Here is a 25,488-nt window from a genome sequence, read left to right as displayed (position 1 = left end):
CCGTGGCGTGCGTTTAGGGCGTAATCCTGCTTGAAGTATCCAGCGGCGGGTCTTCCAGCGATATCGAAACGCGGCGCGATTTGTCAGGCTTTTTGCGGAACGCCCGCCCGACCCCGTGTGCGGCGTCGCCCAGCAGCATGCCGAGACTGGACGCCTCACCCGGCCGCTCGCAGCAACTGTCGGGCGCGATCGCCTTCTGCACAAGGCGCACCAACTGCGTAGCCCCGCCGAAGATGTTAACCCCCACATTGCAGCCGCTCTGCACCGTTGCACAGGATGGCGTCGACAGATCGAGGGCGCGGGTCGCCCGCAGGTCGGGGTTGGAGGGGCGCGGCTCGTCGAGCACCACTTCGTTGGGATAGGGCAAAGCCTGCGACGGCAGCGGCTGACCGCACACCACAATATCCTCGGGATTGCTGTCTTTCGCGCCACGCCGCACGCACGGCTCGTCCGGCACCGGTTGTAGAATGGAAAAGGATGTCGGTGCGGCTGCGGGGCTTGCCGCAGGGCTGGCGCTTTGCGCGGCAAGGAGCAGCAACAGCATCGGAGCAAAGCTGCGCTGCAATCGTGGCGAATTTCAGGCGATCGGCGCGATCCCAAGGCGCGCGAGTTCAATCGCGGGGCAACGGTCCATGACGACCTTCAATCCCGCCGCCTCTGCCCGTGCGGCGGCGACGTCGTTGACCACGCCCAATTGCATCCAGACCGCTTTAGCGCCCGCTGCGATGGCGTCATCCACCGCCTCGCCCGCTGCCGCAGAATTGCGGAAGATGTCGACCAGATCGATCGGATCGCCAATTTGCGACAGGTCGCGAAACACGAATTCGCCGTGGAGATGCTCGCCGGTGATCTGCGGATTGATCGGGATCACGCGATAGCCATGCTCCTGCAACGTCCGCATCACCCGGTAGGATGGGCGATCGGGGCGATCCGATGCGCCCACCAGCGCAATCACGCGGGTTTCCTCCAGCAAGGTGCGAAGCTCGGCATCCTGGGTGAGTTGCATCAGCCTTGTCCTTTGATCCAATCGCCAACCTTGTCGGCCACGCCCATGAACGCAACGCCTTCGGGACCGTTCCCGGCCGCCGGGGGCTCGCCCGCATCCGAGGCGACGCGCACGCGGATATCGAGCGGGATGCGCCCCAGAAACGGCAGGCCCAGTTCCGCCGCAGCGGCCTCCGCCCCGCCTGTCCCAAACGGATCCGATACCTCGCCACATGACGGGCAGACATAGCCCGCCATATTCTCGATCAGCCCGATGATCGGCACGCCCGCCTTGACGAACAGGTCGATCGCGCGGCGCGCATCGATCAGCGCCAGATCCTGCGGGGTGGAGACGATCACCGCGCCGCTCGGGCGATATTTCTGGATCATCGTCAATTGCACGTCGCCCGTGCCCGGCGGCAAATCGAGCACCAGCGTGTCGGCCGGTCCCCAATTGGCGTCCATCATCTGCGTCAGCGCGCCTGCCGCCATCGGCCCCCGCCACGCGATCGCCTGGTCGGCGGCGACGAGCATCCCCATCGACAGCATCGGCACGCCATAAGGCGTCGGCACCGGCTGCAACACCTTGTCGCGCGCGGTTGGCTTGGCGTCGGCAACGCCCATCAGGCGCGGCTGCGAGGGGCCGTAGATATCGGCATCGACCAACCCGACGCGCCGCCCGGAGCGCGCCAGCGCGATCGCGAGATTGGCCGAGACGGTGGATTTGCCCACCCCGCCCTTGCCGCTCGCCACCGCCAGCACGATTCGGCGCGAACGCTGGCTGGTCAGCGCAACGCGCACGCTGGTAATGCCGGGAACATCGGTAGCGGCGGCGCGGACATCGGCCTCCAGCGCGTCGCGCGCGGCGTCATCAAGGCCACTGACATCGACGATGATGCTGGCGCGTCCCTCCTCGATCCTGGCGGTGGCGCGCCCCTGGGCAACGCGGAGAAGGGCGGCATCTAGCAAACTACTATCGGTCATCGTGCGCAGATAGGCGACGCGGATGCGCTTGCCACTGTTTTTCGCAAGAACGCACCCCTATAAAGGTTTCATGACGATCTTATCGGGCTGGTTTCAGCGCCTCTCCATCCTCGCCGCCGACAATAAGGGACCGTGGGGCAGCGGCTCCGGGTCCGACAATGGCGGGGGCGACAGTGGCGGCCCGCGCAACCCATGGGCACAGCCGCCCGGCGGCAAGCCGCGTGGCACTACGCCGGGGCCCAGCGCACTCGATGAATTCCTCAAGCGCGCGCGCGGCGGCGGAGGCGGCTCTGGTGGTGGCGGTGGACGCCCCCGTATTCCGGGCGCGCCTAGCGCAGGCCAATTGTGGGTGATCGCGGTCGGCATCCTGCTGGTCGCATGGATTGCCCTCACCAGTTTCCATTCGATCGGCCCGCAGGAGCGCGGTGTCGTCACCGTGCTCGGCCGCTATTCGGAGACGCTCGAGCCCGGCATCCGCTTCACCTTGCCTGCGCCCTTTGTCGAGGTCGCCAAGGTCGATGTCGCGGCGATCAACACCGATACCTTCCCCGATGACAGCAGCACCGTCACCACCGGCAATGACACCGACAAGCTGATGCTGACGAGCGACCAGAACATCGTTGATCTGGATTATTCGGTGCGCTGGCAGATCGCCAACCCACAGGACTTCGCCTTCCAGATCGCGCGCCCGCGCGAAACGCTGCGCGCCACTGCGCAAAGCGCGATGCGCGCTGTCGTCGCCACCGCCACGCTCGACGAAGCGATCGGTGCCGGCCGCACGGCGATGGAGGTGAAAGTCCAGCAGGCAATGCAGGAAATCCTCGATCGCTATAATTCGGGCATCCGCATCCAGGGCGTCGCCATCAAGGGCGCTCAGGCTCCCGCGCAGGTGGCGGACGCCTTCAAGGAAGTCTCCGCCGCGCAGCAACAGGCGCAAAGCGACATCAGCCGCGCGCGCGGCTATGCGCAGCAGGTGCTGGCCAAGGCGCAGGGTGAAGCCGCCGCATTCGACGTGATCTATGCGCAGTACAAGCTCGCCCCCGAGGTGACGCGCCGCCGCATGTATTACGACACGATGGAACAGGTCCTGTCCAAATCGGACAAGACGATCATCGAATCGCCCGGCGTCGTTCCCTATCTGCCACTGCCCGGCATGCGCCGCTTGCCGCCCGTCGCCCCCTCCGCCTCTGCCGCTCCTCAGACTCCGGGAGTCGCCCAGTGAACCGCGCCTTGTTCCGCAATCCGATCTTCATTGGCGTCGTCGCGCTGGTGCTGCTGATCCTCGCCGCGAGCACCTTCGCGATCGTGCCGGAAACGCGCCAAGCAGTGGTGCTGCGCTTTCAGCAGCCCGTGCGCACGATCAACGAATATCGCCCCAATGAAGTGTTCGGTCAGACCGGCGCCGGCCTGACGGCGCGCGTGCCGTTCATCGATCGGCTGGTATGGGTCGACAAACGCGTGCTCGATGTCGAACTCGACAACCAGCCCGTGCTCTCGACCGACCAGACCCGGCTGGAAGTCGATGCCTATGCCCGCTTCCGCATCGTCGATCCGTTGAAGGCGGTGATCTCGACCGGCAGCACGTCTGTCACCGAACAGCGCGTGCAGGATCAGTTGAAGCCGCTGTTCAGCTCGTCGCTGCGCAACGAGCTCGGCAAGCGCCCGTTCGCGGCCTTGCTCAGCCCCGAACGCACCCAGGTGATGGGCAATATCCGCGCCGGGCTGCAAAAGCTTGCGTCGCAATACGGCGTGCAGATCGTCGACGTGCGCATCAAACATGCCGATCTGCCGAGCGGCACGCCGTTCGACAGCGCGCTCAACCGCATGCGCACCGCGCGCCAGCAACAGGCGCTGACGATCAAAGCACAGGGCCAGCAGACCGCGCAGATCATCCAGGCGCAAGCCGATGCCAAGGCCGCGCAAATCTATGCAGACGCCTTCAACAAGGATCCTGACTTCTACGATTTCTATCGGGCGATGCAGTCCTATCGCTATACCTTCGCGCAGGATGCCAAGGGCCAGACCTCGTTGGTACTGTCGCCCGACAATGCCTATTTGAAGGAATTCCAGGGACGGCGCTGACGGATGGCCCCATAACCATCCACCAGCCGTTCATATTCAATCGCCGTTCAGCATCGCTTAGTATCTACAAAGGCGATGCTGCCAATTGGTAGACGAGAGGAAACGACCAAAGTGCGCTACGCCTACGCCATTACCGCCGCCCTGTTGCTGAGCGGCACCGCGACCGCCATTGCCTTGCCGTCCGCCGGGGGCGCGCAGACCGCGCAGAACGAACCCGCCGTGATGGCCGCCACCGCCCCCAAGCCGGGTGCGCCGATGAGCTTCGCCGATCTGGTCGCGAAGCTGCAGCCGGCCGTGGTCAATATTTCGACCAGCCAGCACATCACGCAACAGCAGCCCGCCAACCCGTTCGCCGGCACCCCGTTCGAGGGGCTGTTCGGTCAGCAGGGCCAAGGCGGGAATGGCGGCCCCGCGATCACCCGGGAGGCGACCTCGCTCGGTTCGGGCTTCATCATTTCGCCCGATGGCTATGTCGTCACCAACAATCACGTCGTGGCACCCGGTGCAAAGGGTGCAACCGTGGATTCGATCACGGTAACGCTGGTCGACCGCAAGGAATATGTCGCCAAGCTGATCGGACGCGATCCCACCTCGGATCTGGCGCTGCTCAAGATCGATGCGAAGAACTTGCCCTTCGTGAAGTTCGGCGATTCGGATGCTGCGCGCGTTGGCGACTGGGTCGTCGCGATCGGCAATCCGTTCGGCCTGGGCGGCACGGTGACGGCGGGCATCGTCTCGTCGCTGCACCGCGTGACCGGCGGCGGAGCCTATGATCGCTTCATCCAGACCGACGCGGCGATCAACCAGGGCAATTCCGGCGGCCCGATGTTCGACCTCAACGGCAACGTGATCGGCATCAATTCGCAGATTCTGGGCAGCACCGGCGGCGGCAATATCGGCATCGGCTTTGCCATTCCGGCCACCGACGCCAAGCCCGTCATCGAGAAGCTGATGAAAGGCACCAAGATCGCGCGCGGCTATCTCGGCGTTGGGCCGCAGCCGATCGACGACGATCTCGCCTCGTCCTTCGGGCTGGTTAAAAACCGTGGCGAACTGCTCCGCAGCATCGAGCCGGGCCAGCCTGCCGAAAAGGCTGGGCTGAAGGTCGGCGACGTCGTGCTGCGCGTCGGCGGCAAGGATGTCACGCCCGATCAGTCGCTCAGCTATCTCGTCGCGAACGTGACGCCGGGCAGCCGCGTGCCGCTCGACATCGTTCGTCAGGGCAAGCCGATGACGATCGTCGCCACCATCGGCACGCGTCCGCCCGAAGATCAGCTTGCGGCGAAGGCTGCGGGCGAAGAAGGCGATGACGGGGATGACAGCGACAACCCCACCGTCGGCCAGGCGGCAGCCAATGCGCTTGGCGTAACGGTGCAGACGCTGACCCCGCAAATCGCGCGCACCTTCAACATCGATTCGTCGGTGCAGGGCGTGGTCGTCGCAACCGTCGATCCGTCGAGCGATGCCGGGTCGAAGGGCCTGAAGCGCGGCGACGTGATCGTCTCGGCCAATGGCGTTCCGGTTACCACGCCCGCGTCGCTCGGTGCAGTGGTCGCCCAGGCCAAGGCTGCCGGTCGCACGCAAGTCGCGTTGTATCTGGTGCGCGGCCGTCAGCCCGCTTTGTTCATCGCGGTGAAGCTGAAGAAGTAAGCCGACACATCCCTCCCCCGCCGTTCGTGCGGGGGAGGGATTTTCCTTCCGCCGCCCCGGTTTTCGCGCGATAGCTTTTCGCCGAAATGGCGGGAGGCTTCATGAACGACACGACCAGCATCTTCATTGGCGCAGGCCCCGGCGGCGCAAACCCGCAAGCCCTCGAACTGAAGCGCGCCAACCGCCACGGCCTGATCGCGGGCGCGACCGGCACCGGCAAGACCGTCACCGTCCAGGGCATCATCGAAGGCTTTTCGCGCAACGGAGTCCCGTGCTTCGTCGCCGATGTGAAGGGCGATCTGTCGGGCCTCGCCATGGCCGGCTCCCCCACCGCCAAGAATCACGACATTTTCGCCGCGCGCGCCAAGGAAATTGGCGACGACGCCTGGGCTTATGCCGATACGCCCGTGCAATTTTGGGATCTCTATGGCGAACAGGGTCACCCGATCCGCACCACCATCACCGAAATGGGCCCGCTGCTGCTCTCGCGGCTGATGGACTTGAACGAGGTGCAGGAAGGCGTGCTGACGATCGCCTTCCACGTCGCCGACAAAGACGGGCTGCTGCTGCTCGATCTCGACGATCTGCAGGCGATGCTGGTCAGCTGCGGCGAACGCGCCGACGAGCTCACCACCACCTACGGCAATGTCTCGAAGCAATCGATCGGCACGATCCAGCGCGCCCTGCTCCAGCTTCGGTCGCAGGGTGGCGAGCATTTCTTCGGCGAGCCCGCGCTTGATCTCGACGATTTCATCGGCGTGGACGACAAGGGCCGCGGCATCGTCAACGTGCTCGCCGCCGACAAGTTGATGGCGAGCCCTAAGCTCTATTCGACCTTCCTGCTGTGGCTGATGAGCGAATTGTTCGAGCATCTCCCCGAGGTCGGCGATCCCGACAAGCCCAAGCTCTGCTTCTTCTTCGACGAAGCGCATTTGCTGTTCGATGCCGCGCCCAAGGCGTTGCTCGAAAAGATCGAACAGGTCGTGCGTCTGATCCGCTCAAAGGGCGTCGGCATCTATTTCATCACCCAGAACCCGATCGACATTCCCGATACGGTGGCGGGGCAGCTCGGCAATCGCGTACAGCACGCACTGCGCGCCTTCACCCCGCGCGATCAGGCCGCCGTAAAGTCCGCCGCGACCACCTTCCGCGCCAATCCCGGTGTCGATGTCGAAACCGCGATCACCGAATTGAAGGTCGGCGAGGCTTTGGTCTCGCTGCTGTTGCCCGACGGATCGCCCTCCCCGGTCCAGCGCACGCTGATCGCCCCGCCTGCCTCGCGCGTCGGCCCGGTGACCCCGGTGGAGCGCGGCGTGATGATCCAGACCGATCCGGTCGGCACCAAATACGACACCGCGATCGACCGCCAATCCGCCGAGGAAATCCTCGCCGGCAAGGCACAGGAAGCGAGCGCAGCCGCCGCCGAAGCCAAGGCGAAGACCGAGGCCGACAAAGCGGCGGCGGCACAGGCCAAGGCCGACGCCGTTGCCGCGCGCGAAGCCGAACGCCAGCGGGTCGCGGCGCAACGCGAGGCCGACCGCCAGGCCCGCCTCGCGGCGCAACAGGAAGCGGCGGCGGCAAAGGCGGCGGCCAACTCGCCGTGGAACCGGGCGATCACCTCGGCGACGCGATCGGCTTCGTCTGCGGTCGGGCGTCAGGTCGCCAATGAAGTATCGAAGGCCGTGTTCGGCTCCAGCCGCGGTGCCGGGGCCGGGATTATCGGCGGGCTGGTGCGCGGCGTCCTCGGCGGCCTGTTCAAAGGCCGCTAAGCCCGCTGCCGCCGCTCTTTGCGAGCGGCGGCAGGCCAGGCCGTATCAGAAGCTGATGCTTACCGTCCCGAACACCTGACGCGGGGCCAGCGGGAACACGCTGTAGGTGTTGGTCGCCGATCCGATGCTGAGCGACGATGCCGCCTTGCGATCGGTGATGTTGGTGACGTTCACGCTGACGTGCAGCGCCTTCGCTACCAACCGTTGGTCGAGCGGGATCGTCGCCCCGATCTGCCCTGCCAACGTGAAATAGCCCGCCACCGAGAGGTCGTTGGTGTAGGTTGCGTAGCGGCGACCGATATAATCGCCGATCAACTGCGCGTCGAAGATCCCGTGCCCAACCGACAGCACGGTCTTGTTGAGCCAGTCGGGCGAACCGGGCACGTTCTTGCCCTGCGTCGGCACCGTCGTCGTTCCGCTGATATAGTCGGCCTTATATTTCGAGGTGTTGTACGAAAGCGCATTGTACAACGACACTCGCGGCCCGGCGTGCAGCGTGAACGCGAAATCCACGCCATTGGTCTTCACGCCACCGACGTTCTGAATGATCGCAGCGCCGCTGGTGATCGAGTTGACGATCGGGTTGGGCGAAATGCCGAGCAGCCGGTTCGAGAAATCGACGTGATAGACGCTGAGCTGCCCCTCAATCGACAGGCCGCCCCCCAGTTGGTGATGCGAGCGCACGCCTCCTTCATAGGTCCAGCTCGTTTCGGGCTGGACGGTCGAGGAAAACAGGTCGAACGCCCCTTGGCTGCCCAGTGCAAAGGGCGACAGGCCAGCCGCAGCGCTCGTCTGGAACTGGCGGATGTTCTTCTGCGCGTTGACGAACAACTGATCGTTGGGGGTCACCTCCCACACCGCACCCACTTCGGGCAAAAACACCTTGGTCGTCTCAAGCGCGCCATTGGGAAGCGCGACGGTTCCAGCGAACGAACCCAGCAGCGGCTGGACTTTGATGCGCTGCGTGGCGAATTGATAGGTGGACTTGAAGCCGCCGAGGATCGTCAGCGTCGGCAGCACGTGCCACGCATCCTGCACATGGCTCTGCAACTGGTCGACGCGCACTTCGCTATAGTATTGGGTTATCAGCGGGTTGAGCGTGTCGCGCGGACGCTGGTACGGCGTCGACGGATTGTTGACGTCCAGCGCATACCAGCGGCGGAAGGCCGACGAGCTCTGCCGCTCAAACCAGCCGCCAAATTCGATGTCATGGTTGCCCAGCGACAGCTTCAGCGTCTGGACGATGCCGCCGCGATCGATGCGATATTCGGTCGTGCGCGTCGCAAAGCCCGATCCGCCAAACACGGTCGAAAGGTTCTGCCCCGGATAATAGACCGAAAAGAGCTGCGGCAGGCCAGCAACCGTGATCGGCCCGGCAACCACGCCGACGCCATCATCGTGGTGATAATAGACCTTGGCGTCGTAGGTCACCGCGCTGCTCAGTTTTGCCGTCATCGCGACATAGCCGAGATAATCGGTGCGTTGCGCGTCGCTGTAATAGTTACGGTAATTGTCCTTGGCCGCAGCATACTCTGCCGAGGTCAGATAGGCGACTGCGGTCTTGAAGTCGGGGTAGAGGAACGGGCGCGTGTACGGCACGCTGCCGGGCACCTCGCCCTTTGAAATATTGACGACGGTCGCGTCCTCATTGGGTTCGGTCTTGTCCGAATAGGCGAAATAGCCGGTCAGCTTGATCGATCCGCTATCGTGGACGAACTTGCCATTGGCTTGATAGCCGCCTTGATGGCCATTGAAATCCCACGCGCGCGCATCCTGTCGCACGCCCGAGACATAGAAAGCGTTGCCGCCGCCAAGATCGCCGCTGTCGAGCCGCACGTAGGTGCGAAACGCGCTGTAGCTGCCAACCGTCTGCGCGACCGTGCCGCCGAAGCTATGCTTGGGATCGCTCGAAAAGGTATCGATCGTGCCGCCGAGGTTGCTGGTGGAGGCGGTGCCGAGATCGCCCGCACCGCTCGCCAGCGTCACCTTGCCGACGTTTTCCGAAATGATCGCACGTTGTGGCGACAAGCCATTGTAATTACCGTAATTCTGGTCGCCGAGCGGAATGCCATCGAGGGTATAGCCGAGCTGCTGCTGGTTGAAGCCGTGGATGAACAGCGAGATGTTCTGCTCGTTATTGCCCCACGGATCGGCGGTCAGATAGGTCACGCCAGGCAATGTCTGGATCGCCTTGAGCGGGTTGATGCCGGGCAGGATCTTCTGGATCTCGGTGCTGTCGAGTTGGGTCACCGATCGCGTGCTGCGGCGCGCAGTGACCAGAATGTCGGTCTGTGCCGCGTCGTCGGGCTGTGCAGCAGGGGCTGCCACAGGTTCGCCGGGCGCGGGCGCGGGTGCGGCGTCCGGGGTCGCAGCATTGGCGACGTTGGACAGGCCAGCGATCAGCCCAAGCGCCAATGCGACGCGCGAAACAGTGTGAAACGACATCTAAACCGACCCCTTGTGCAATGCAACAATCGGGGGTTACGAGCCTTGTGCGACGCATCCGCTACGCGGCCACGTCGTTTCGATGACGCTTTGATTTCAGTTTTGCGGCGATGCGCAAAAGGCTCAGCGCGGGATCACGCCGGTCGTGGCGAGGCGATCGATCGCGTCGTCGGAAAGCCCCAGCGCCTCGCCCAGCACCGCGCGCGTATCCGCCCCGGCGCAGGGGGGCGCGCGGTCATAACGGGCGGGCGTCGCTGACAATTTCGCGGGGAAGGCGACGACCTTCAGCGGCGTGCCATCCTGCCGCGCCATCGGCTGCACCGTGGCCCGGTGTGCCACATGCACGTCGGCGAGGATTTCGGGCAGACCGTTGACCTTGCCCGCGGGAAGCTTGGCCGCCTCCATCGCCGCGATCAGATCGTCCGAGCGCCACCGCGCGACGGCAGGCGCGAGAGACGCGTGCAGCGCCACACGGTTCGCACTGCGCAGCGCGACGCTGGCGAAGCGCGGGTCCTCGCCCAGCGCCTTCAGCCCCAGCACGCGCAGGAAATCGCGAAACTGCCGGTCATTGCCGAGCGCGACGACGATCTCGCCATCCGCCGTCGCATAGTCGCGATAGGGCACGATGTTGGGATGATCATTGCCCATCCGCACCGGCACCGCGCCGCCATTGAGATAGTTGGACGCCTGGTTGGACATCATCGCCAATTGCGTGTCGAGCAAGGCACAGTCGATATGCTGCCCCTGCCCCGTCGCATCCCGGTGGCGCAAAGCGGCGAGAATCGCGACGGTGGCATAGGTGCCGGTGAACAGATCAACGATCGGCACGCCGACCTTCATCGGCCCGCCGCCGGGTTCATCATCGGGGTGGCCGGTTACGCTCATCAGCCCGCCCATCGCCTGGATCAGGAAGTCATAGCCGCCTTTGTCCTTATACGGCCCGTCCTGGCCGAAGCCGGTGATCGAGCAATAGACCAGCCGCGGATTGATCGCCGACAGCGCGGCATAATCTAGCCCATATTTGGCGAGCCCGCTCACGCGGAAATTCTCGACCACGACATCGCTCTCAGCGGCGAGGCGGCGGATCAGATCGGCGCCCTCCGGTTGGGCGAGATCGATCGCGAGCGAGCGCTTGTTGCGATTGGCGCAGAGATAATATGCCGAATCGCCCGAATCATCGGCAAGCGCAGGCGGACCCCAGCGGCGCGTATCGTCGCCCTGCCCCGGCTGCTCGATCTTGAGCACCTCCGCGCCCAGATCCCCCAGCATCTGCGTCGCCCACGGCCCGGCAAGCACGCGCGACAGATCGAGCACCTTGATCCCGGCCAGCGCGCCGGGTGTGGGCGCCTCGGTCATGCGCCGGTGTCGAGCCGCACGAGCACGACGCCCTCCTGCACTTGCCCGCCAATTTCCGCATTCACTTCGGCAATCGTGCCGTCGAACGGCGCGGTCAGGCTGTGCTCCATTTTCATCGCCTCAAGCGTGACGAGCTTCTGGCCCTTGGTGACGGTGTCGCCTGCGGCCACCTCAACCGCGATGATGCGGCCAGGCATCGGCGAGAGGATCGCGCCGTCGGCCGCGCTGGCACCAGTCGCAACGCGACGTTCTAACCGGTAATCGAACGGTGCGCCGCCCTCGACATACAGCACCTCTCGTGCGTCGATCTCATCGAAACTCCCACCTTTGCTGGGTTCCCAGTTCGTGCCCCCATCATAAAGTGCAATGTCGAAATCGACCGAAATTGGCTTGCCGTTTTCCAGCAGATTGACACGAAAGTTATGGTCTGCATTCAACCGGAAGCCGCTAAGCCCACGATCAGTTCGCAGCGATCGATGGTGGTATTCGGTTGGATTAGCCCACCGCGACTGGATGAATTGTTGAGCAGCTTCCTGCCTCAGCAAACTGCTGGCGACCGGCGTTGCAGTCAGTACTCGCGCATTTTGATCGATGAACGCTGTCGTGACTCTGCCCGCTGCGAAGTCTTCATCGTCGCAGATACGAACGATAAACCAAGCGTTCGTCTTGACAGGGTAGCAACTCACCCACTCGCAAGCATCCGCGAGCAATTCGAGTGCAGATATACGATCAGGCCCGCGGGTGATCAGTTTCGCGATCATCGGGTCGTAGAAGGACGAAATCTCGTCCTTCTCTTGAACCCCGGTCTCGACTCTGACCGAGCAACCACTGACATGATCTGGAAGGTTTAGCAGGTCTAACCGCCCCACGCTCGGTAAGAAACCATTAGCCGGATCCTCCGCATATAACCGCGCTTCCATCGCCCAACCATTGATCGACAGCTCATCCTGCCGCTTGGGAAGCGCCTCGCCGCTCGCCACGCGCAATTGCCATTCGACCAGATCGACCCCGGTAATCTCCTCGGTCACGGGATGCTCGACCTGCAACCGCGTGTTCATTTCCATGAACCAGATGCGGTCGGCGCGCAGGCCTTCGCTGGCATCGGCGATGAACTCGATCGTGCCCGCGCCAACATAGTCGACCGCGCGCGCCGCGCGCACCGCCGCCGCGCAGATCGCCTCGCGAGTCTCAGGGTCCATGCCGGGCGCGGGGGCTTCCTCGATCACCTTCTGGTGGCGGCGCTGGAGCGAGCAATCGCGCTCGAACAGATGGACGACAGTGCCGTGCGTGTCGCCAAACACCTGCACTTCGATATGGCGTGGGCTCAGGATGTATTTCTCGATCAACACCTGCGCGTTACCGAAGGACGACGCCGCCTCGCGCTGGCACGACAACAAGGCATCGGCGAAATCCGCAGGGTTATCGACCCGGCGCATGCCCTTGCCACCGCCGCCCGCCACCGCCTTGATCAGCACCGGATAGCCGACCTTGGCGGCTTCCTCTGCCAGCCGATCGGGCGATTGGTCCGCGCCGAGATAGCCCGGCGTCACCGGCACGCCCGCCGCGATCATGCGTTCCTTGGCGGCATCCTTCAGCCCCATCGCGCGGATGCTGTCGGGCTTGGGGCCGACCCACACCAACCCGGCGTCGATCACCGCCTGCGCAAAATCGGCATTTTCGGAGAGGAAGCCATAGCCGGGGTGGATCGCCGCCGCACCCGTCGCCTTGGCTGCGGCGATGATCTTCTCGCCCACCAGATAGCTTTCGCGCGCCGGGCTCGGGCCGATATGCACGGCTTCATCGGCCTGGCGGACATGCAGCGCGTGCGCATCGGCATCGGAATAGACCGCGACCGTGCGGATTCCCATCGCGCGCGCGGTGCGGATGATGCGGCAGGCGATCTCGCCGCGATTGGCGATGAGCAGCGACTGGATCACCTTAGCCCTCGCAACCGGTGGTGCGCGACGACCAGGTCAAATTCTGAATTTTCCAGCGGCCGCTTTCGCGCACCAAATCGAAATGGTCGTATCCGCAATGGTGCACCTTGCCGTCGATCAGGAAGGTGTAGGGCCCCCACACCATCGCGATGTCCCCGTCGATTTCGATCGCGGGGTCGCTAAGCCGCTCCTGAAAACGCTCGGGCCCTGGCGTGAAGCGCGCCAGCAACTCTGCGCGAGTCTTGTGCGTGATTGTCGAAGCGCCCGCTTGTTCGGTCGCGATCGTCGCCGTCGCATCGGGTCGCAGCGCTTCGCCGATCGCCGTCGCATCGCGCGCGGCGATGCCGTTGAGGAGCGCCGTGACTGGGGCCATCACTTGCGCTTCCTCGGTTGCGGGCGGCGGCAGGCCGGTGCCCTTGGGCAGCGGCTGCACCGGCGTCGTCATTGGCGACATTTGCGCGGCGAGGGCGAGGGCAAAGATCAGGGGCATGAAGAGTCCTTACATCCGGAACACGCCGAACGCCGGGCGCTCGGGGATGGGGGCGTTGAGCGTGGCGGCAAAGGCAAGGCCAAGTACGTCGCGCGTCTGCGCCGGGTCGATGATGCCATCGTCCCACAACCGCGCGGTCGCGTACCAGGGGTTGCCTTCGTCCTCATATTTCTGGCGGATCGGAGCCTTGAAAAACTCGGCCTCTTCCTCGCTCCAGCCGTCGGCGTCGCGGTGGACGGTGGCGAGGACGCTCGCGGCCTGCTCCCCGCCCATCACCGAGATCCGGCTGTTGGGCCAGGAGAACAGGAAGCGCGGGCTATAGGCGCGCCCGCACATGCCGTAATTGCCAGCCCCAAAGCTGCCGCCGATCAGCACGGTGATCTTGGGCACGGTGGCGGTGGCGACGGCGGTGACGAGCTTTGCGCCATGTTTGGCGATGCCCTCGGCCTCATATTTGCCGCCGACCATGAAGCCCGAAATGTTCTGCAGAAACAGCAACGGAATGCGCCGCTGGCAGGCGAGTTCGATGAAATGCGCGCCCTTCTGCGCGCTCTCGGAGAACAGCACGCCGTTATTGGCGAGGATCGCCACGGGGATGCCCCAGATATGCGCGAAACCGCAGACGAGCGACGTACCGTAGAGCGCCTTGAACTCGTGGAACTCGCTGCCATCGACCAGCCGCGCGATGATCTCATGCACGTCATAGGGCGCGCGGACGTCGGCGGGCACGATGCCGTACAGCTCCTCCGCGTCGAATTTCGGCGGGCGCGGGTCCTTGAGGTTCACCGCCGCCTGGACTTGCGGCTGAAGCGTGGAGACGATGTCGCGCACGATCGTCAGCGCATGCTCATCATTCTCGGCGACATGATCGACCACGCCCGAGCGGCGACCGTGGGTGTCGGCACCGCCCAGTTCCTCGGCCGAGATCACCTCGCCGGTGGCGGCCTTGACCAGCGGGGGGCCAGCGAGAAAGATCGTGCCCTGCCCGCGCACGATGATCGTCTCGTCGGACATGGCGGGCACATAGGCACCCCCGGCGGTGCAAGACCCCATCACGCAGGCGATCTGCGGGATGCCCTTGGCGCTCATGTTCGCCTGGTTGAAGAAGATCCGCCCGAAATGGTCGCGATCGGGAAAGACCTCGGCCTGATGCGGCAAGTTCGCGCCGCCCGAGTCGACGAGGTAGATGCACGGCAGATGGTTCGCCTCGGCGATTTCCTGTGCGCGCAGATGCTTCTTGACCGTCAGCGGGTAATAAGTGCCGCCCTTCACCGTGGCATCGTTGCAGACGATCATGCACTGGCGGCCCGAAACGCGCCCGATTCCGGCGATCATGCCCGCGCCGGGGACTTCATCGTCATACAGGCCATTGGCGGCGAGCTGGCCGATTTCGAGGAAGGGCGAGCCGGGGTCGAGCAAGCGCTCGACGCGGTCGCGAGGGAGGAGTTTGCCGCGCGCGGTGTGGCGCTCGCGGCTCTTCTCATTCCCGCCCAGCGCGGCCCGCGCAACGTCAGCGCGGAGGCGTTCGACCAGTGCGCGGTTATGCGCGGCGTTGGCGCGGAAGGTCTCGCTTTCCGGCGAGAGCGCGGAGGTGAGGACGGGCGCGGTCACAGACCCTCTCCCATCGGGAGAGGGAGGGAGCCGCGAAGCGGCGGAAGGGTGAGGGTGACCGACGCCATGTTCCGATCGCCCTCACCCTTCCCCCTCGGCTGTGCCGAGCGGGCCCCTTCCCTCTCCCAAAGAGAGAGGGAGTGTACGTCCGTGCGCATCGCACTCCCCATCACGCCGCCCCGATCAGTTCGCGGCCGATGAGCATCCGCCGGATCTCGTTGGTTCCCGCACCGATGTCGAGCAGCTTCGCATCACGATAATAGCGTTCGACCGGCCAATCCTTGGTATAGCCCGCGCCACCCAATGCCTGCACCGCCTCGTTCGCCACGCGCACGGCATTCTCGCTCGCCAGCAGGATCGCGCCTGCGGCATCGAAGCGCGTGGTCTTGCCCGCATCGCAGGCACGCGCAACGGCATAGACATAGGCGCGCGCCGAATTGAGCGCGACGTACATGTCGGCGATCTTGCCCTGCATCAGCTGGAACGCGCCGATCGGTTTGCCGAATTGCTGGCGCTCGCGGACATAGGGCACCACCACGTCGAGGCACGCCTGCATGATGCCGAGCTGGATCCCGGCGAGCACGGTGCGCTCATAATCGAGCCCGCTCATCAACACGCCGACCCCGCCATTGACCGGGCCCATCACATTTTCTTCGGGCACCTCGCAATCGGTGAAGACGAGCTCGGCGGTGGGGCTGCCGCGCATCCCCATCTTGTCGATCTTCTGGCCGATCGCGAAACCGGGCATGTCCTTTTCGATCAGGAAGGTGGTGATGCCGCGGCTGCCCTCGCCGGTCTTGGCATAGACGACCAGCGTGTCGGCATAAGCGGCATTGGTGATCCAGAATTTGGTGCCGTTCAGGACATAGCCGCCCTGCACCTTGTCCGCCTTCAGCTTCATGCCGACCACGTCCGACCCCGCGCCGCTTTCGGACATGGCGAGGCTGCCGACATGCTCGCCTGAGATCAGCTTGGGGAGATATTTCGCCTTCTGTTCGGCGCTTGCCCAGCGCGCGATCTGGTTGACGCACAAATTGGAATGCGCGCCATAGCTGAGGCCGACCGAGGCCGAGGCCCGGCTGACTTCCTCACACGCCACGACATGGTCGAGATAGCCGAGCCCCAGCCCGCCATCCGCTTCCGCCACAGTGATGCCGTGCAGGCCGAGCGCGCCCATTTCGGGCCACAGGCTTTGCGGGAACCAGTCCTCGGCATCGACCCTGGCCGCGATCGGCGCGATCCGGTCAGTCGCGAAGCGCTGGGTCGTGTCGCGGATCATGTCCGCAGTTTCGCCCAGCGCGAAATCCATCTGGCCTATCATGTGCCTCTCCTCATCCTCGCTTTGCGCCTCCGATAGCGCGTGTCGATTCAAATCGTAAGGCCTTGTGCCGACAGCGATTGAACGCGGGGAGCGATGGAGAAAATAACGCCTGCCCAGCAGGGCTCGGCGACTCGCACGACGATGTTTCAGCGAAGCGATGGAGCGGGTGAAGGGAATCGAACCCTCGTCGTAAGCTTGGGAAGCTTCTGCTCTACCATTGAGCTACACCCGCAAAGCCGACGCCTTGCGTGCAAATCGAAGGGGTTATCTCCCTCGCTGCCCGCCGCGTCGTCGATCCGGCGTCACTGGCACATTCGTGGGCGACAGGTCAACGCATTCTCGGTAATTTGCCGCCACTGCCGCTCGCCATTTCGGCACCGAATCCGGCGCAACCTCGCCCGGTATTATCCTCCACACCGCAAAACTGTATCGGCGTTCATCCCGGTCGCGATCCGCGCCACGCTGATCTCCAGCGGCAATGCGGTCCGCAGAACGAAGGGCGCAGCAACCCGGGTCATCTCGGAGGCTTTGCCGAAACATTTGAACGGAACGGCGATCGAGCGCCAGCTCCCCACCGGGAGCGCGGCGGCCGGAATGGCAACGGTGCCGCGACACGCCCCGGCGCACGCAACCCCCAATGTCACATCCGATCCGACCGGTCGATCGACCCGCAGCGTCGTGACGAGCATCACGTCCCCATTGTTTTGCCGCCCGAGATCAAGCGGCTCCGTCGCCTGCACTGCAATCGTCTGCGGCCCGCCGCCAGCGAGGGAGACGTGCCGCGCGCCCTCTTGCACGCCATAGTCGACTGCCGTCACCTTTACGCGCCCGCCAAGCGCCTGCGCGGGCACGGTGGCGATGCGGGTGCCGGAACCGCTACCATCGCCAATTTCCAGGAAAAAGCCCGGCGTTGCCCGCCCGGCTGTAAAATAGACGCCATCGGTCCCGGCGTCGGCGACACCGGGGTCCTCCGGCAAAGCCCTCCAAGGCATCGCGGCCTCTCGTCCGGTCAGGCCGTAACCGAAGGGAAACAACGGGGCATCGCCAGACTTTGCGGTCATCGGCCAGGCGGCGGGCAATTTGCCGGTGAACGGCGCGGCGGCGGTTTTGGCGGCAAACAACCGGTCGGCCACCCCCGCCCCTTCGGTGCCGGGCAACCATGCGACGACGAACGCGTCGGCGACGTTCAGTTCTGGGTTTACGAACAGCGGTCGCCCGGTCAGCATCACCGCCACGACCGGGATCCCCTGCGCCTTCAAACGGCGCATGGTCTCCAGTGGCCCGCGCAGGTCGGCGCGCAACTGCAGCGATTTGATGTCGCCCTGGAACTCGGCATAGGGCGTTTCGCCAAACACGACGATCGCGGCATCGGGCCGCGTCTTGAACGTGCCGTCGGGCGCGAATTCGGCATGGCCACCGCCTGCCTTGACCGCGTTTTCGATGCCGGCCCAAAGACTGGTCGCACCGGGGAATTTGCTATTGTCGAGCCCGGTGCCCTGCCAGGTGATGGTCCAGCCGCCCGATTGCCGCGCGATATCGTCGGCACCATCGCCTGCGACCAGGACGTTGGCCTGTGGCTTCAACGGCAGGACACCGTTGTTCTTGAGCAGCACCAGCGACTTGCCCACCGCCTCGCGCGCAATCGCGCGGTGCGCCGCCGCGCCAAGCACGCTCCAGTCGCCCGCAAGCGGACGCGTCGAGGGCTTGCCGACCTCGAACAGGCCGAGCCGGAACTTCACGCGCAGAATGCGCGCGACCGCATCGTCGAGCCGCGCCATCGGCACGGTGCCGTCCTTCACTTGCGCGAGCAACGAGGCGTAAAGCGGACGCCAGCTATCGGGGGCCATGTACATGTCGACGCCCGCGTTGATCGCCTGCGGGCAGCTTTCGTTGCTGCACCCGGCAATCTGGCCATGCGCGTTCCAGTCGGTGACGACGAACCCGCCGAAATGCATCCGGCCCTTCAACACGTCGGTGACCAGCCCCTTGCTGCCCGCGATCTTTTGTCCCTGCCAGCTTGAAAAGCTGGTCATCACGGTGGCGACCCCGGCCCCAATGGCGGGGAGATACGGCTTGCCGTGAATGTCGCGCAGATCGGTTTCACTGATCTTGGCATCGCCCTGGTCGCGTCCCTCGAAGGTGCCGCCATCGGCGAGGAAATGCTTGGTGCTCGCCAGAACGTGCGGGCCCGCCAGAATGCGGCTGCCGTCGGGCTTGCCCTGCAGGCCGACGATCATTCGTCCGACATAGCTGGCGACCAGATCGGGATTGGAGGAATAGCCCTCATAAGCCCGCCCCCAACGATAATCCTGCGGCACGGTGATGGTCGGCGCGAAGGTCCATTCCTGGCCGGTGGTGCGGATTTCGGCGGCGGTCGCGGCACCGATCCGCTCGATCAACGCAGGGTCGCGCGTCGCACCAAGCCCGATATTCTGTGGAAACAACGTCGCACCGATGATGTTGCTATGCCCGTGGACGGCATCGATGCCCCACAGGATCGGGATACCCGATCCTCCGGCAGACCGATCGACCGAGGCATCATAAAAGGCGTCGGCCAAGGCCAGCCATTTCGGCGCGAGCGCGAAATCGTCACCGCCAGGCCCGGAATTGCCGCCATTGAGGACCGAGCCCAGATGATAGCGACGCACGTCGTCAGGCGTGACGCTGGCAATGTCGGCCTGGATCACCTGACCGACCTTTTCCTCTACCGTCATATGCTCAAGCAGGGCCGCGATTCGCGCTTCGTCATCGCGCTTTGCCGCCACCGGCCACACGGCTTCGGGCCAGAGGGCGGGGTGCACGACGGGGGTCGCCACCTGCGCAGCGGCGGGCAGCGCAGCTGCACCGGCGACAACGGAAAATGCAGCGCAAACCGCAAGCTTCGGGATCATGCCCCCTCCTCCAGAAAACCGGTCATCACCTGAACGGCGGATCCGTGGCGCGTTGTTGACAACGTTGACAACGCGCTGTCAAGGCCCGGCCGTGATCGCACGCTCTTCGACAGGCGGGAAAAAGGTAACCACCAGAACCGTGAGAAAGGCGACTGCCGCAAGGATCATGAGGATCGACCCATGCGGCGCGAAGAGCGCGATCGCGATCAATTGCGGCGCGAGCGCCTGAGCCAGTTTGCGCGTGATCGTCGCCACCGCATAGACTCGCACCGCATATCCCGCAGCATGCGCCTCCTGTTCACACGCCGCTACCGCCCCGGGAACCAACGACCAGAACATGACCGACATCCCCTGGACCGCGATGATCGACAGCGTGATGCAAACGAGCATCGACGCCAGGCCCTGGCTGACAAAAGCCAACAAGATTGCCAGAAACAGCAGCACCGCGCCCAGTCGCAAGGTGCGCGCCTGCCCGATGCGCTCAGCCAGTCGACTCCAGAGCGGTGCCGTCAACAACAGCGACAATGAAGGGCTCAATGCAACGTAATAGCCGATATCAGCGGCCCCGACCTGGTCGAACAAGAACAGCAACGACTTGTTGAGCAGGGTAACAGCCAACCCGACCATCAAAATCGTGGCCATCAGCCGCCGCAACGCGGAGGATCGCAGCACCAGCGTGAACATTTCGGCGATGGTGCGACCAAGATGCAGGCGAGCGGTCGCAGGGGGGGCCACGCGCTCCCGCGTGCCCCAGCTCGTCGCCAGAAAAGCCGGCATCGCCAATCCCGCGAGAATCAGCGCGCCCAACCGAAAATCCGCGCCCCCAACCCGCCCGGTCGGAAGCAACGCGTAGGTCAGGGCCGCGATCAAGCCTCCAAGCGCTGCCCCCTGCATGCGCGCGCTGGTCAATATCATATGATCGTTCGCGTCGGGCGATATCCGTGCGGTCAGCGCGCCATAAGGAATATTTCCGACGCCATAAAAGAAGCGCAACCCCAAATAGGTCAACAGCGCATAACCCGGCACCCATGCCGCAGGCACCGGCGGCGGTGCGAAAGCCAGGCACAATAGCAGCACCGAAAGCGGGCCTCCAACCGATACCCACGCGCGCAGCGGAACGCGCGGTGCCAACCGATCGGCCACCGCCCCGACCAGGGGATCGGTCACCCAATCGACCGCAGCGCCAGCAAGAAAAATCCCCGCAGCAACTCCCGGTGCCATGCCCAGGTCGCGAATATAGTAAAACAGAAGATACAGTTCGATCGACTGCCACACGAAATTGAAGCCAAGGTCGCCGGCAGCATAATACCAAGATTCCCAACGATTTAGCATTTGGCTAGGCGTGCGGCGGAGCAGCGGATTCGCGCACCAGGAGGGTATGGGAATGCAACACGCGGGCCAGCGGCTCGCGATCCTCGAGCTGCGCGATCACCATTTCCGTCGCCGCCACCGCCATTTCGAACACCGGCTGGCGCACCGTGGTCAGGCGCGGCCAGGTGATTCGCGACACCTCCGAATCATCGAAACCAACGACGGACAATCGCTCGGGAATCGACAGTCCAATCTCCCGTGCAGCCATCATCGCGCCCACCGCCATATCGTCGTTCTGCGCCAGGATCGCAGTCGGACGGTCAGCGCGTGCGAGGATGTTGCGCCCGGCGGCAAGCCCGCTGTCGAAGGTGAACATGCCGGGCTCGATCCGGTCGAAGCGCAATTCGAGACCCGCCTGATGGAAGGCCTGCATATAGCCAAGCATGCGCGCCTCGGTCGACGGATGTGTCGGGTCGCCGCGGATGATCGCGATTTCGCGATGCCCAAGCCCGATCACATAGGCCGCCATCTCGCGCGCAGCAGCGACGTCGTCGACCAGATTGCTGGGCGCAGCCTCAATCATGCGCGTCGGCGCGATCCGCGCGCAGCGAATACGGGCTTCCTTCAACTGACTGAGAATTAAGGGATGATCCGACGCAGGCGGAGCCAGCACCACCCCATCCAGCGCAGCCGAGCGCAACAGGCCGACCACCTCGGCAGCATTTTCCTGCACCGATCGGATCGGGATCACCACCAGCCGATAGCGTTCGTTGGTGAGCCGCTCCAACACGCCCTTCTGCAGTTCGACGACATAACTCGGGCTCGGATTTTCATAGACCAGCCCGATCATATGCGATTTGCGGCGGACCAGCGCCTGCGCAAACACATTGGGATGATAATCCAACGCATCGGCTGCGGCCCGAACCCGCTGCTTTACCGCTGCGCTGACATGCGGCTCGTCATTCAGAACCCGCGATACGGTCTTGGCCGAAACCCCTGCCAGCCGCCCCACATCAACAATCGTCGTTCGTTTCATGCCACTCAAACCCAGATCCGCCGACAATAGACCAGAACAAACCCCCGCGCGCTAGATGCCTCTGATAACGTTGACACCATCACAGCCGCACCGAGGAATGCCGAACCGGACTCCCACGGGCGGGCGGCACCTCCTCCCCTGCGCCCTGCCTTCGCCTCAGCACGCCGGGAAGTTGGCGAATTTCCTGTGATTTTGTGCGCCGCACCATATGATTTTCGTTTGCGAGGCTGCGCCGAGGCGATCGCCCGCAGGCCCGCAACGCGACAAAGCGCTGTTGACAACGTAAGACAATCTGGTAGCGCTCATCATGTCGAACTCGTTGGGGGCTCGGCATGGGGTTTCAGTGGCCAGATAAGGCCACGTCATTTTGGGAGGGGGGCTCAATGAAGGGCTTTGGTCAAGCGTCGGCTTATGTCTGGTCGGCTTCGGTAGTAGCGCTCGCCGCGGGGCTCGCGCTCCCGCAATCCGCCCATGCGCAGAGCGCGCCGGCTCCGCAGGACGCCAGCAAGCCCGCCGACTCGACGACGGGCGACGATATCGTCGTCACCGGTGTCCGCGCCAGCCTTGAGCGCTCGATCGCGATCAAGCGCAATTCGACCGGTATCGTCGACGCCATTTCGGCCGAAGATATTGGCAAGTTCCCCGACACCAACCTCGCGGAATCGCTGCAGCGCATCACCGGCGTGTCGATCGACCGCGTCAACGGCCAGGGCGCGCAGGTTACCGTGCGCGGCTTCGGGCCGAGCTTCAATCTCGTCACCCTTAACGGTCGCACCCTCGCCTCGTCTTACGTGCAGACGGTCGGCGGCGACGAAAGCGCCGACGGCACCGTCGGTGTGACGCGCTCGTTCGATTTCTCCAACCTTGCGTCGGAAGGCGTGAAGACGCTTGAAGTCTACAAGACCGGGCGCGCCGCCGTCCCCTCGGGCGGTATCGGTGCGACGATCAACGTGGTCACGCGGCGTCCACTCGATTCGCGCCAGTCGGGCTTTAACGGCACGCTTGGCGGCAAGCTCAACTACGACACCAGCGCGAATGACTGTGTCGATTGCGGCTCGAAAGTCACCCCGGAAATCACCGGGTTGGCGAGCTGGTCCAACCCCGACCAGACCTTCGGCGTGTCGCTGTTCGGCAGCTATCAGGAACGCCACTTTTCGACCGTGTCGGCGACGTCCAATGCCTGGAATATCCGCACGCTCGCCGATTTCCTCAACCCCAGCAACGGCTTCGTCAACGCAGCAACCAAGATCAACAACAAACCGAGCGACCCGAACCAGTTGGTCTCGGTCCCCAATGACAGCCGCTACCACTTTTCGGACGACAAATATCAGCGTCTGAACGGCCAGGCGATCGTCCAGTTCAAGCCGACCGACGCGCTGACCATCACCGCCGACGCGCTGTTTGCACGCACCCTGCAGGACGAGCAGCGCTCGGATGAATCGAACTGGTTCAACCGCCCATTCGATGTCGTCACCTTCGACAGCAACAAGGCGGTCGCCACCACCACCTACCTGCACGAGACCATTGCCGGCGTGAAGGACACCGGCTTCGAGCAGCAAGCGCGCGCGCAGAAGAACCAGCTTGAGGATTACGGCCTCAACGCCAAGTGGGACATCGCGCACAATTTCACGCTGACGATCGACGGCCATTACGGCAAATCGTCGGTGCTGCCGAACAACAGCAACGGCACCAGCTCGACGCTGGTCGGCCTGGGTGCGAACGTCATCACGGCGCACTCGGTCGATTATAGCGGGCAGATCCCGGTGCAGGACATCTCGATCAGCGACGCGTCAATCCCTGGCGGCAACCATAATGGCGTGCTCGACGTGAACGATGTCGGCTCCTCAATCGGGCGCACCTACACCACCAGCCAACGCCAGAAGGTGAAGGAAATCCGCGCCGATTTCGGCTGGGATCTGGGTGGCGGCAGCCGCTTCGATTTCGGCGGCCTCTATCGCGATACCGACACCAACCAGCAATTGACCTCGACCCAGCAGACGCTGGGCAATTGGAGCGTCGATTTCCCCGGCGACGTCCAAAAGATCGCGCCTGGCGTGCTGAAGGACTTCTGTCTGTTGTGCAAATTCAACAGCTACGATCCCAAGGGCACCGGCCCCAATCTGATCGCCTTCCGCGGCGACGCGCTGGCGCTCTACAATGCGCTGTCGTCATCTTATGCCGCGAAGGGCAACGCGGTATCGATCACCGCGAGCCAGAACAACACCGTCAAGGAAACGATCTACGCAGGCTATGGCCAGGTCACCTGGAAGGGTGAGATCGCAGGCCACAATGCGACGCTCGTCGCCGGTGCCCGCTATGAACACACCAAGGACGAAGCGATTTCGCTGCAGGCGGTGCCGAACCAGATTGCCTGGGTTGCCGATAACGACTTCACGATCAGCGTCGGGGCGACCCCGCAAACGCTGCGCGGCTATGGGTCGTACGACAATATCCTGCCGTCGTTCGATTTCCAGGTCGAACTCAAGCGCAATTTGATCGGCCGCTTCTCGGCCAGCCGGACGATCGCACGGCCGAATTACGACAATCTGTTCGCCTCGACGAGCGTGTTCGCCCCGTCGCGTCCAACCGCGATCGGCGGTGTCGCCACCGCGAACACCGGCAACACCAATCTCGCACCGCTGATCTCGGACAATTTCGATCTGTCGTTCGAATATTATTTCAAGCCCGACAGCTATTTCTCGGCGGGCTTCTTCGACAAGCGCGTGCACAATTTCATCGGCACGGGGCTTTCGAACGGCTCGCTGTTCGGCCTGCGCGATCCGAGCTCGGGGGCTGCGGGAACGCTGTCGGGAACGGCCAAGGCGGCGCTGAGTGCGCTGGGTGCCGATATCAGCGACGTCAACCTGTTCACCTATTCCGCGCTGATCCAGCGGGATGGCGCAGCGGCAGCAGCGACGCAGTTCAACGCGCATTACAGCTCGGTCACCAAGACGGTCGACCAGGCCTTCGTCAACCAGATCCTGTCAGCGGTCGACATCAACGGTTCGTCGTCCGATCCCCTGTACAACTTCACCATCTCGCGCCCGATCAACAACAAGGATGCGGAGATTTACGGCTTCGAAATCGCCGGCCAATATTTCTTCGGCCAGACCGGCATCGGTGTTTCGGGCAGCTTCACGTATGTGAAGGGTGACGTTGGCTTCAACAATGGCGGCGACCCCAATGTCGATCAGTTCGCGCTGACTGGCCTCAGCAACACCGCCAACGCCACGCTGATCTATGACAAGCACGGCATTTCGGCACGGCTCAGCTACAATTGGCGTGACAAGTTCCTGTCGCAGCTCAACCGCGACAGCTACAAGAACCCGGTCTACACCAAGGCGTTCGGCCAGCTCGACATGAACATCAGCTACGATCTCAACAAGAAGATCGCGCTGTCGGTCGAAGGCATCAACCTGACCAATGCGAGCCTGCGGACCTATGGCCGCTCGGAAAGCAACGTCTGGTTCGCCCAGGAATTGCAACGCCGCTTCCTGTTCGGCGCACGCTACCGCTTCTGATTTCCTCCACCTTGCCGGGTGCTTCGGAAGCGGAGCACCCGGTAATTTTTTGGAGGCTTTCGGTCGCACGCATCGCGTGCCGCTTGGCGCAATCCCGATC

General features: G+C 64.0%; 17 protein-coding genes and 1 tRNA gene. 5 read left to right on the top strand and 13 right to left on the bottom strand.

The window, feature by feature from the left end; all coding sequences use genetic code 11:
* Positions 1–13: 13 nt before the first annotated feature.
* From EJC47_RS02670 to EJC47_RS02660, 3 genes are read right to left on the bottom strand one after another with little or no spacing between them, the layout of a single operon-like run.
* A complete protein-coding gene (locus EJC47_RS02670) occupies positions 14–544 on the bottom strand; it encodes a hypothetical protein (RefSeq protein WP_126845373.1) in 531 nt (176 codons plus the stop codon).
* Positions 545–577: 33 nt separating this feature from the next.
* Positions 578–1,006, bottom strand: coding sequence for a CoA-binding protein (locus EJC47_RS02665; RefSeq protein WP_126845372.1), 429 nt, complete (start codon positions 1,004–1,006; stop codon positions 578–580).
* Positions 1,006–1,968 (bottom strand): Mrp/NBP35 family ATP-binding protein, encoded by a 963-nt coding sequence (locus tag EJC47_RS02660; protein WP_126845371.1) that lies wholly within the window; start codon positions 1,966–1,968, stop codon positions 1,006–1,008. The genes EJC47_RS02665 and EJC47_RS02660 overlap by 1 nt, the downstream gene beginning before the upstream one ends.
* 70 nt (positions 1,969–2,038) lie before the next feature.
* Between EJC47_RS02660 and hflK the strand changes: the two genes are divergently transcribed.
* The 4 genes from hflK to EJC47_RS02640 all read left to right on the top strand — a co-directional run bounded on the left by hflK (position 2,039) and on the right by EJC47_RS02640 (position 7,469).
* A complete protein-coding gene (gene hflK / locus EJC47_RS02655) occupies positions 2,039–3,190 on the top strand; it encodes a protease modulator HflK (RefSeq protein WP_126845370.1) in 1,152 nt (383 codons plus the stop codon).
* Entirely contained in the window at positions 3,187–4,050 is an 864-nt protein-coding gene (gene hflC / locus EJC47_RS02650) for a protease modulator HflC (protein WP_126845369.1), read from the top strand. Before hflK ends, hflC begins: the two co-directional genes overlap by 4 nt.
* Before the next feature lie 111 nt (positions 4,051–4,161).
* A complete protein-coding gene (locus EJC47_RS02645) occupies positions 4,162–5,700 on the top strand; it encodes a Do family serine endopeptidase (RefSeq protein ID WP_126845368.1) in 1,539 nt (512 codons plus the stop codon).
* Between the two features lie 101 nt (positions 5,701–5,801).
* The gene (locus EJC47_RS02640; protein WP_126845367.1) at positions 5,802–7,469 is read left to right on the top strand and encodes a helicase HerA-like domain-containing protein; all 1,668 of its coding nucleotides are present in this window, start codon (positions 5,802–5,804) and stop codon (positions 7,467–7,469) included.
* Positions 7,470–7,514: 45 nt separating this feature from the next.
* Here EJC47_RS02640 and EJC47_RS02635 read toward each other — a convergent pair whose 3' ends face one another.
* The 10 genes from EJC47_RS02635 to EJC47_RS02590 form a co-directional block, all read right to left on the bottom strand.
* Positions 7,515–9,914, bottom strand: coding sequence for a TonB-dependent receptor (locus tag EJC47_RS02635; RefSeq protein WP_126845366.1), 2,400 nt, complete (start codon positions 9,912–9,914; stop codon positions 7,515–7,517).
* A gap of 123 nt (positions 9,915–10,037) precedes the next feature.
* Positions 10,038–11,270: a CaiB/BaiF CoA transferase family protein gene (locus EJC47_RS02630; protein WP_126845365.1), complete on the bottom strand. Its 1,233-nt coding sequence runs from the start codon at positions 11,268–11,270 to the stop codon at positions 10,038–10,040.
* Complete coding sequence (locus EJC47_RS02625) at positions 11,267–13,207, bottom strand: acetyl/propionyl/methylcrotonyl-CoA carboxylase subunit alpha (protein WP_126845364.1); 1,941 nt, start codon at positions 13,205–13,207, stop codon at positions 11,267–11,269. Before EJC47_RS02625 ends, EJC47_RS02630 begins: the two co-directional genes overlap by 4 nt.
* 1 nt (position 13,208) lies before the next feature.
* A complete protein-coding gene (locus EJC47_RS02620; RefSeq protein WP_126845363.1) occupies positions 13,209–13,697 on the bottom strand; it encodes a nuclear transport factor 2 family protein in 489 nt (162 codons plus the stop codon).
* A 9-nt stretch (positions 13,698–13,706) separates the two neighbouring features.
* Positions 13,707–15,308, bottom strand: coding sequence for a carboxyl transferase domain-containing protein (locus EJC47_RS02615; RefSeq protein ID WP_126845362.1), 1,602 nt, complete (start codon positions 15,306–15,308; stop codon positions 13,707–13,709).
* A 169-nt stretch (positions 15,309–15,477) separates the two neighbouring features.
* A complete protein-coding gene (locus EJC47_RS02610) occupies positions 15,478–16,629 on the bottom strand; it encodes an acyl-CoA dehydrogenase family protein (RefSeq protein ID WP_185867540.1) in 1,152 nt (383 codons plus the stop codon).
* Between the two features lie 158 nt (positions 16,630–16,787).
* Positions 16,788–16,861, bottom strand: a tRNA-Gly gene (locus EJC47_RS02605).
* Between the two features lie 172 nt (positions 16,862–17,033).
* Positions 17,034–19,520, bottom strand: coding sequence for a glycoside hydrolase family 3 protein (locus EJC47_RS02600; protein WP_126845361.1), 2,487 nt, complete (start codon positions 19,518–19,520; stop codon positions 17,034–17,036).
* 78 nt (positions 19,521–19,598) lie between these two features.
* A complete protein-coding gene (locus EJC47_RS02595) occupies positions 19,599–20,852 on the bottom strand; it encodes an MFS transporter (RefSeq protein ID WP_033964014.1) in 1,254 nt (417 codons plus the stop codon).
* 4 nt (positions 20,853–20,856) lie between these two features.
* The gene (locus EJC47_RS02590; protein ID WP_081988630.1) at positions 20,857–21,867 is read right to left on the bottom strand and encodes a LacI family DNA-binding transcriptional regulator; all 1,011 of its coding nucleotides are present in this window, start codon (positions 21,865–21,867) and stop codon (positions 20,857–20,859) included.
* Positions 21,868–22,250: 383 nt separating this feature from the next.
* Between EJC47_RS02590 and EJC47_RS02585 the strand changes: the two genes are divergently transcribed.
* The gene (locus tag EJC47_RS02585; RefSeq protein WP_126845360.1) at positions 22,251–25,388 is read left to right on the top strand and encodes a TonB-dependent receptor; all 3,138 of its coding nucleotides are present in this window, start codon (positions 22,251–22,253) and stop codon (positions 25,386–25,388) included.
* The last annotated feature ends 100 nt before the right edge of the window (positions 25,389–25,488 follow it).

The sequence above is a fragment of the Sphingomonas sp. TF3 genome (assembly GCF_003985085.1).
In the GTDB taxonomy this organism is placed as follows: Bacteria; Pseudomonadota; Alphaproteobacteria; order Sphingomonadales; family Sphingomonadaceae; genus Sphingomonas.
Note: the sequence above shows the minus strand (reverse complement) of the source record. Positions and strands in the feature narration are given on the sequence as shown.

Bases quoted from the DNA above. Each gene is read 5' to 3' on its own strand.
- EJC47_RS02670 (WP_126845373.1), bottom strand. From the start codon at position 544: ATGCTGTTGCTGCTCCTTGCCGCGCAAAGCGCCAGCCCTGCGGCAAGC.
- EJC47_RS02665 (WP_126845372.1), bottom strand. From the start codon at position 1,006: ATGCAACTCACCCAGGATGCCGAGCTTCGCACCTTGCTGGAGGAAACC.
- EJC47_RS02660 (WP_126845371.1), bottom strand. From the start codon at position 1,968: ATGACCGATAGTAGTTTGCTAGATGCCGCCCTTCTCCGCGTTGCCCAG.
- hflK (WP_126845370.1), top strand. From the start codon at position 2,039: ATGACGATCTTATCGGGCTGGTTTCAGCGCCTCTCCATCCTCGCCGCC.
- EJC47_RS02640 (WP_126845367.1), top strand. From the start codon at position 5,802: ATGAACGACACGACCAGCATCTTCATTGGCGCAGGCCCCGGCGGCGCA.
- EJC47_RS02635 (WP_126845366.1), bottom strand. From the start codon at position 9,914: ATGTCGTTTCACACTGTTTCGCGCGTCGCATTGGCGCTTGGGCTGATC.
- EJC47_RS02630 (WP_126845365.1), bottom strand. From the start codon at position 11,270: ATGACCGAGGCGCCCACACCCGGCGCGCTGGCCGGGATCAAGGTGCTC.
- EJC47_RS02620 (WP_126845363.1), bottom strand. From the start codon at position 13,697: ATGCCCCTGATCTTTGCCCTCGCCCTCGCCGCGCAAATGTCGCCAATG.
- EJC47_RS02610 (WP_185867540.1), bottom strand. From the start codon at position 16,629: ATGATAGGCCAGATGGATTTCGCGCTGGGCGAAACTGCGGACATGATC.
- EJC47_RS02600 (WP_126845361.1), bottom strand. From the start codon at position 19,520: ATGATCCCGAAGCTTGCGGTTTGCGCTGCATTTTCCGTTGTCGCCGGT.
- EJC47_RS02595 (WP_033964014.1), bottom strand. From the start codon at position 20,852: ATGCTAAATCGTTGGGAATCTTGGTATTATGCTGCCGGCGACCTTGGC.
- EJC47_RS02590 (WP_081988630.1), bottom strand. From the start codon at position 21,867: ATGAAACGAACGACGATTGTTGATGTGGGGCGGCTGGCAGGGGTTTCG.
- EJC47_RS02585 (WP_126845360.1), top strand. From the start codon at position 22,251: ATGAAGGGCTTTGGTCAAGCGTCGGCTTATGTCTGGTCGGCTTCGGTA.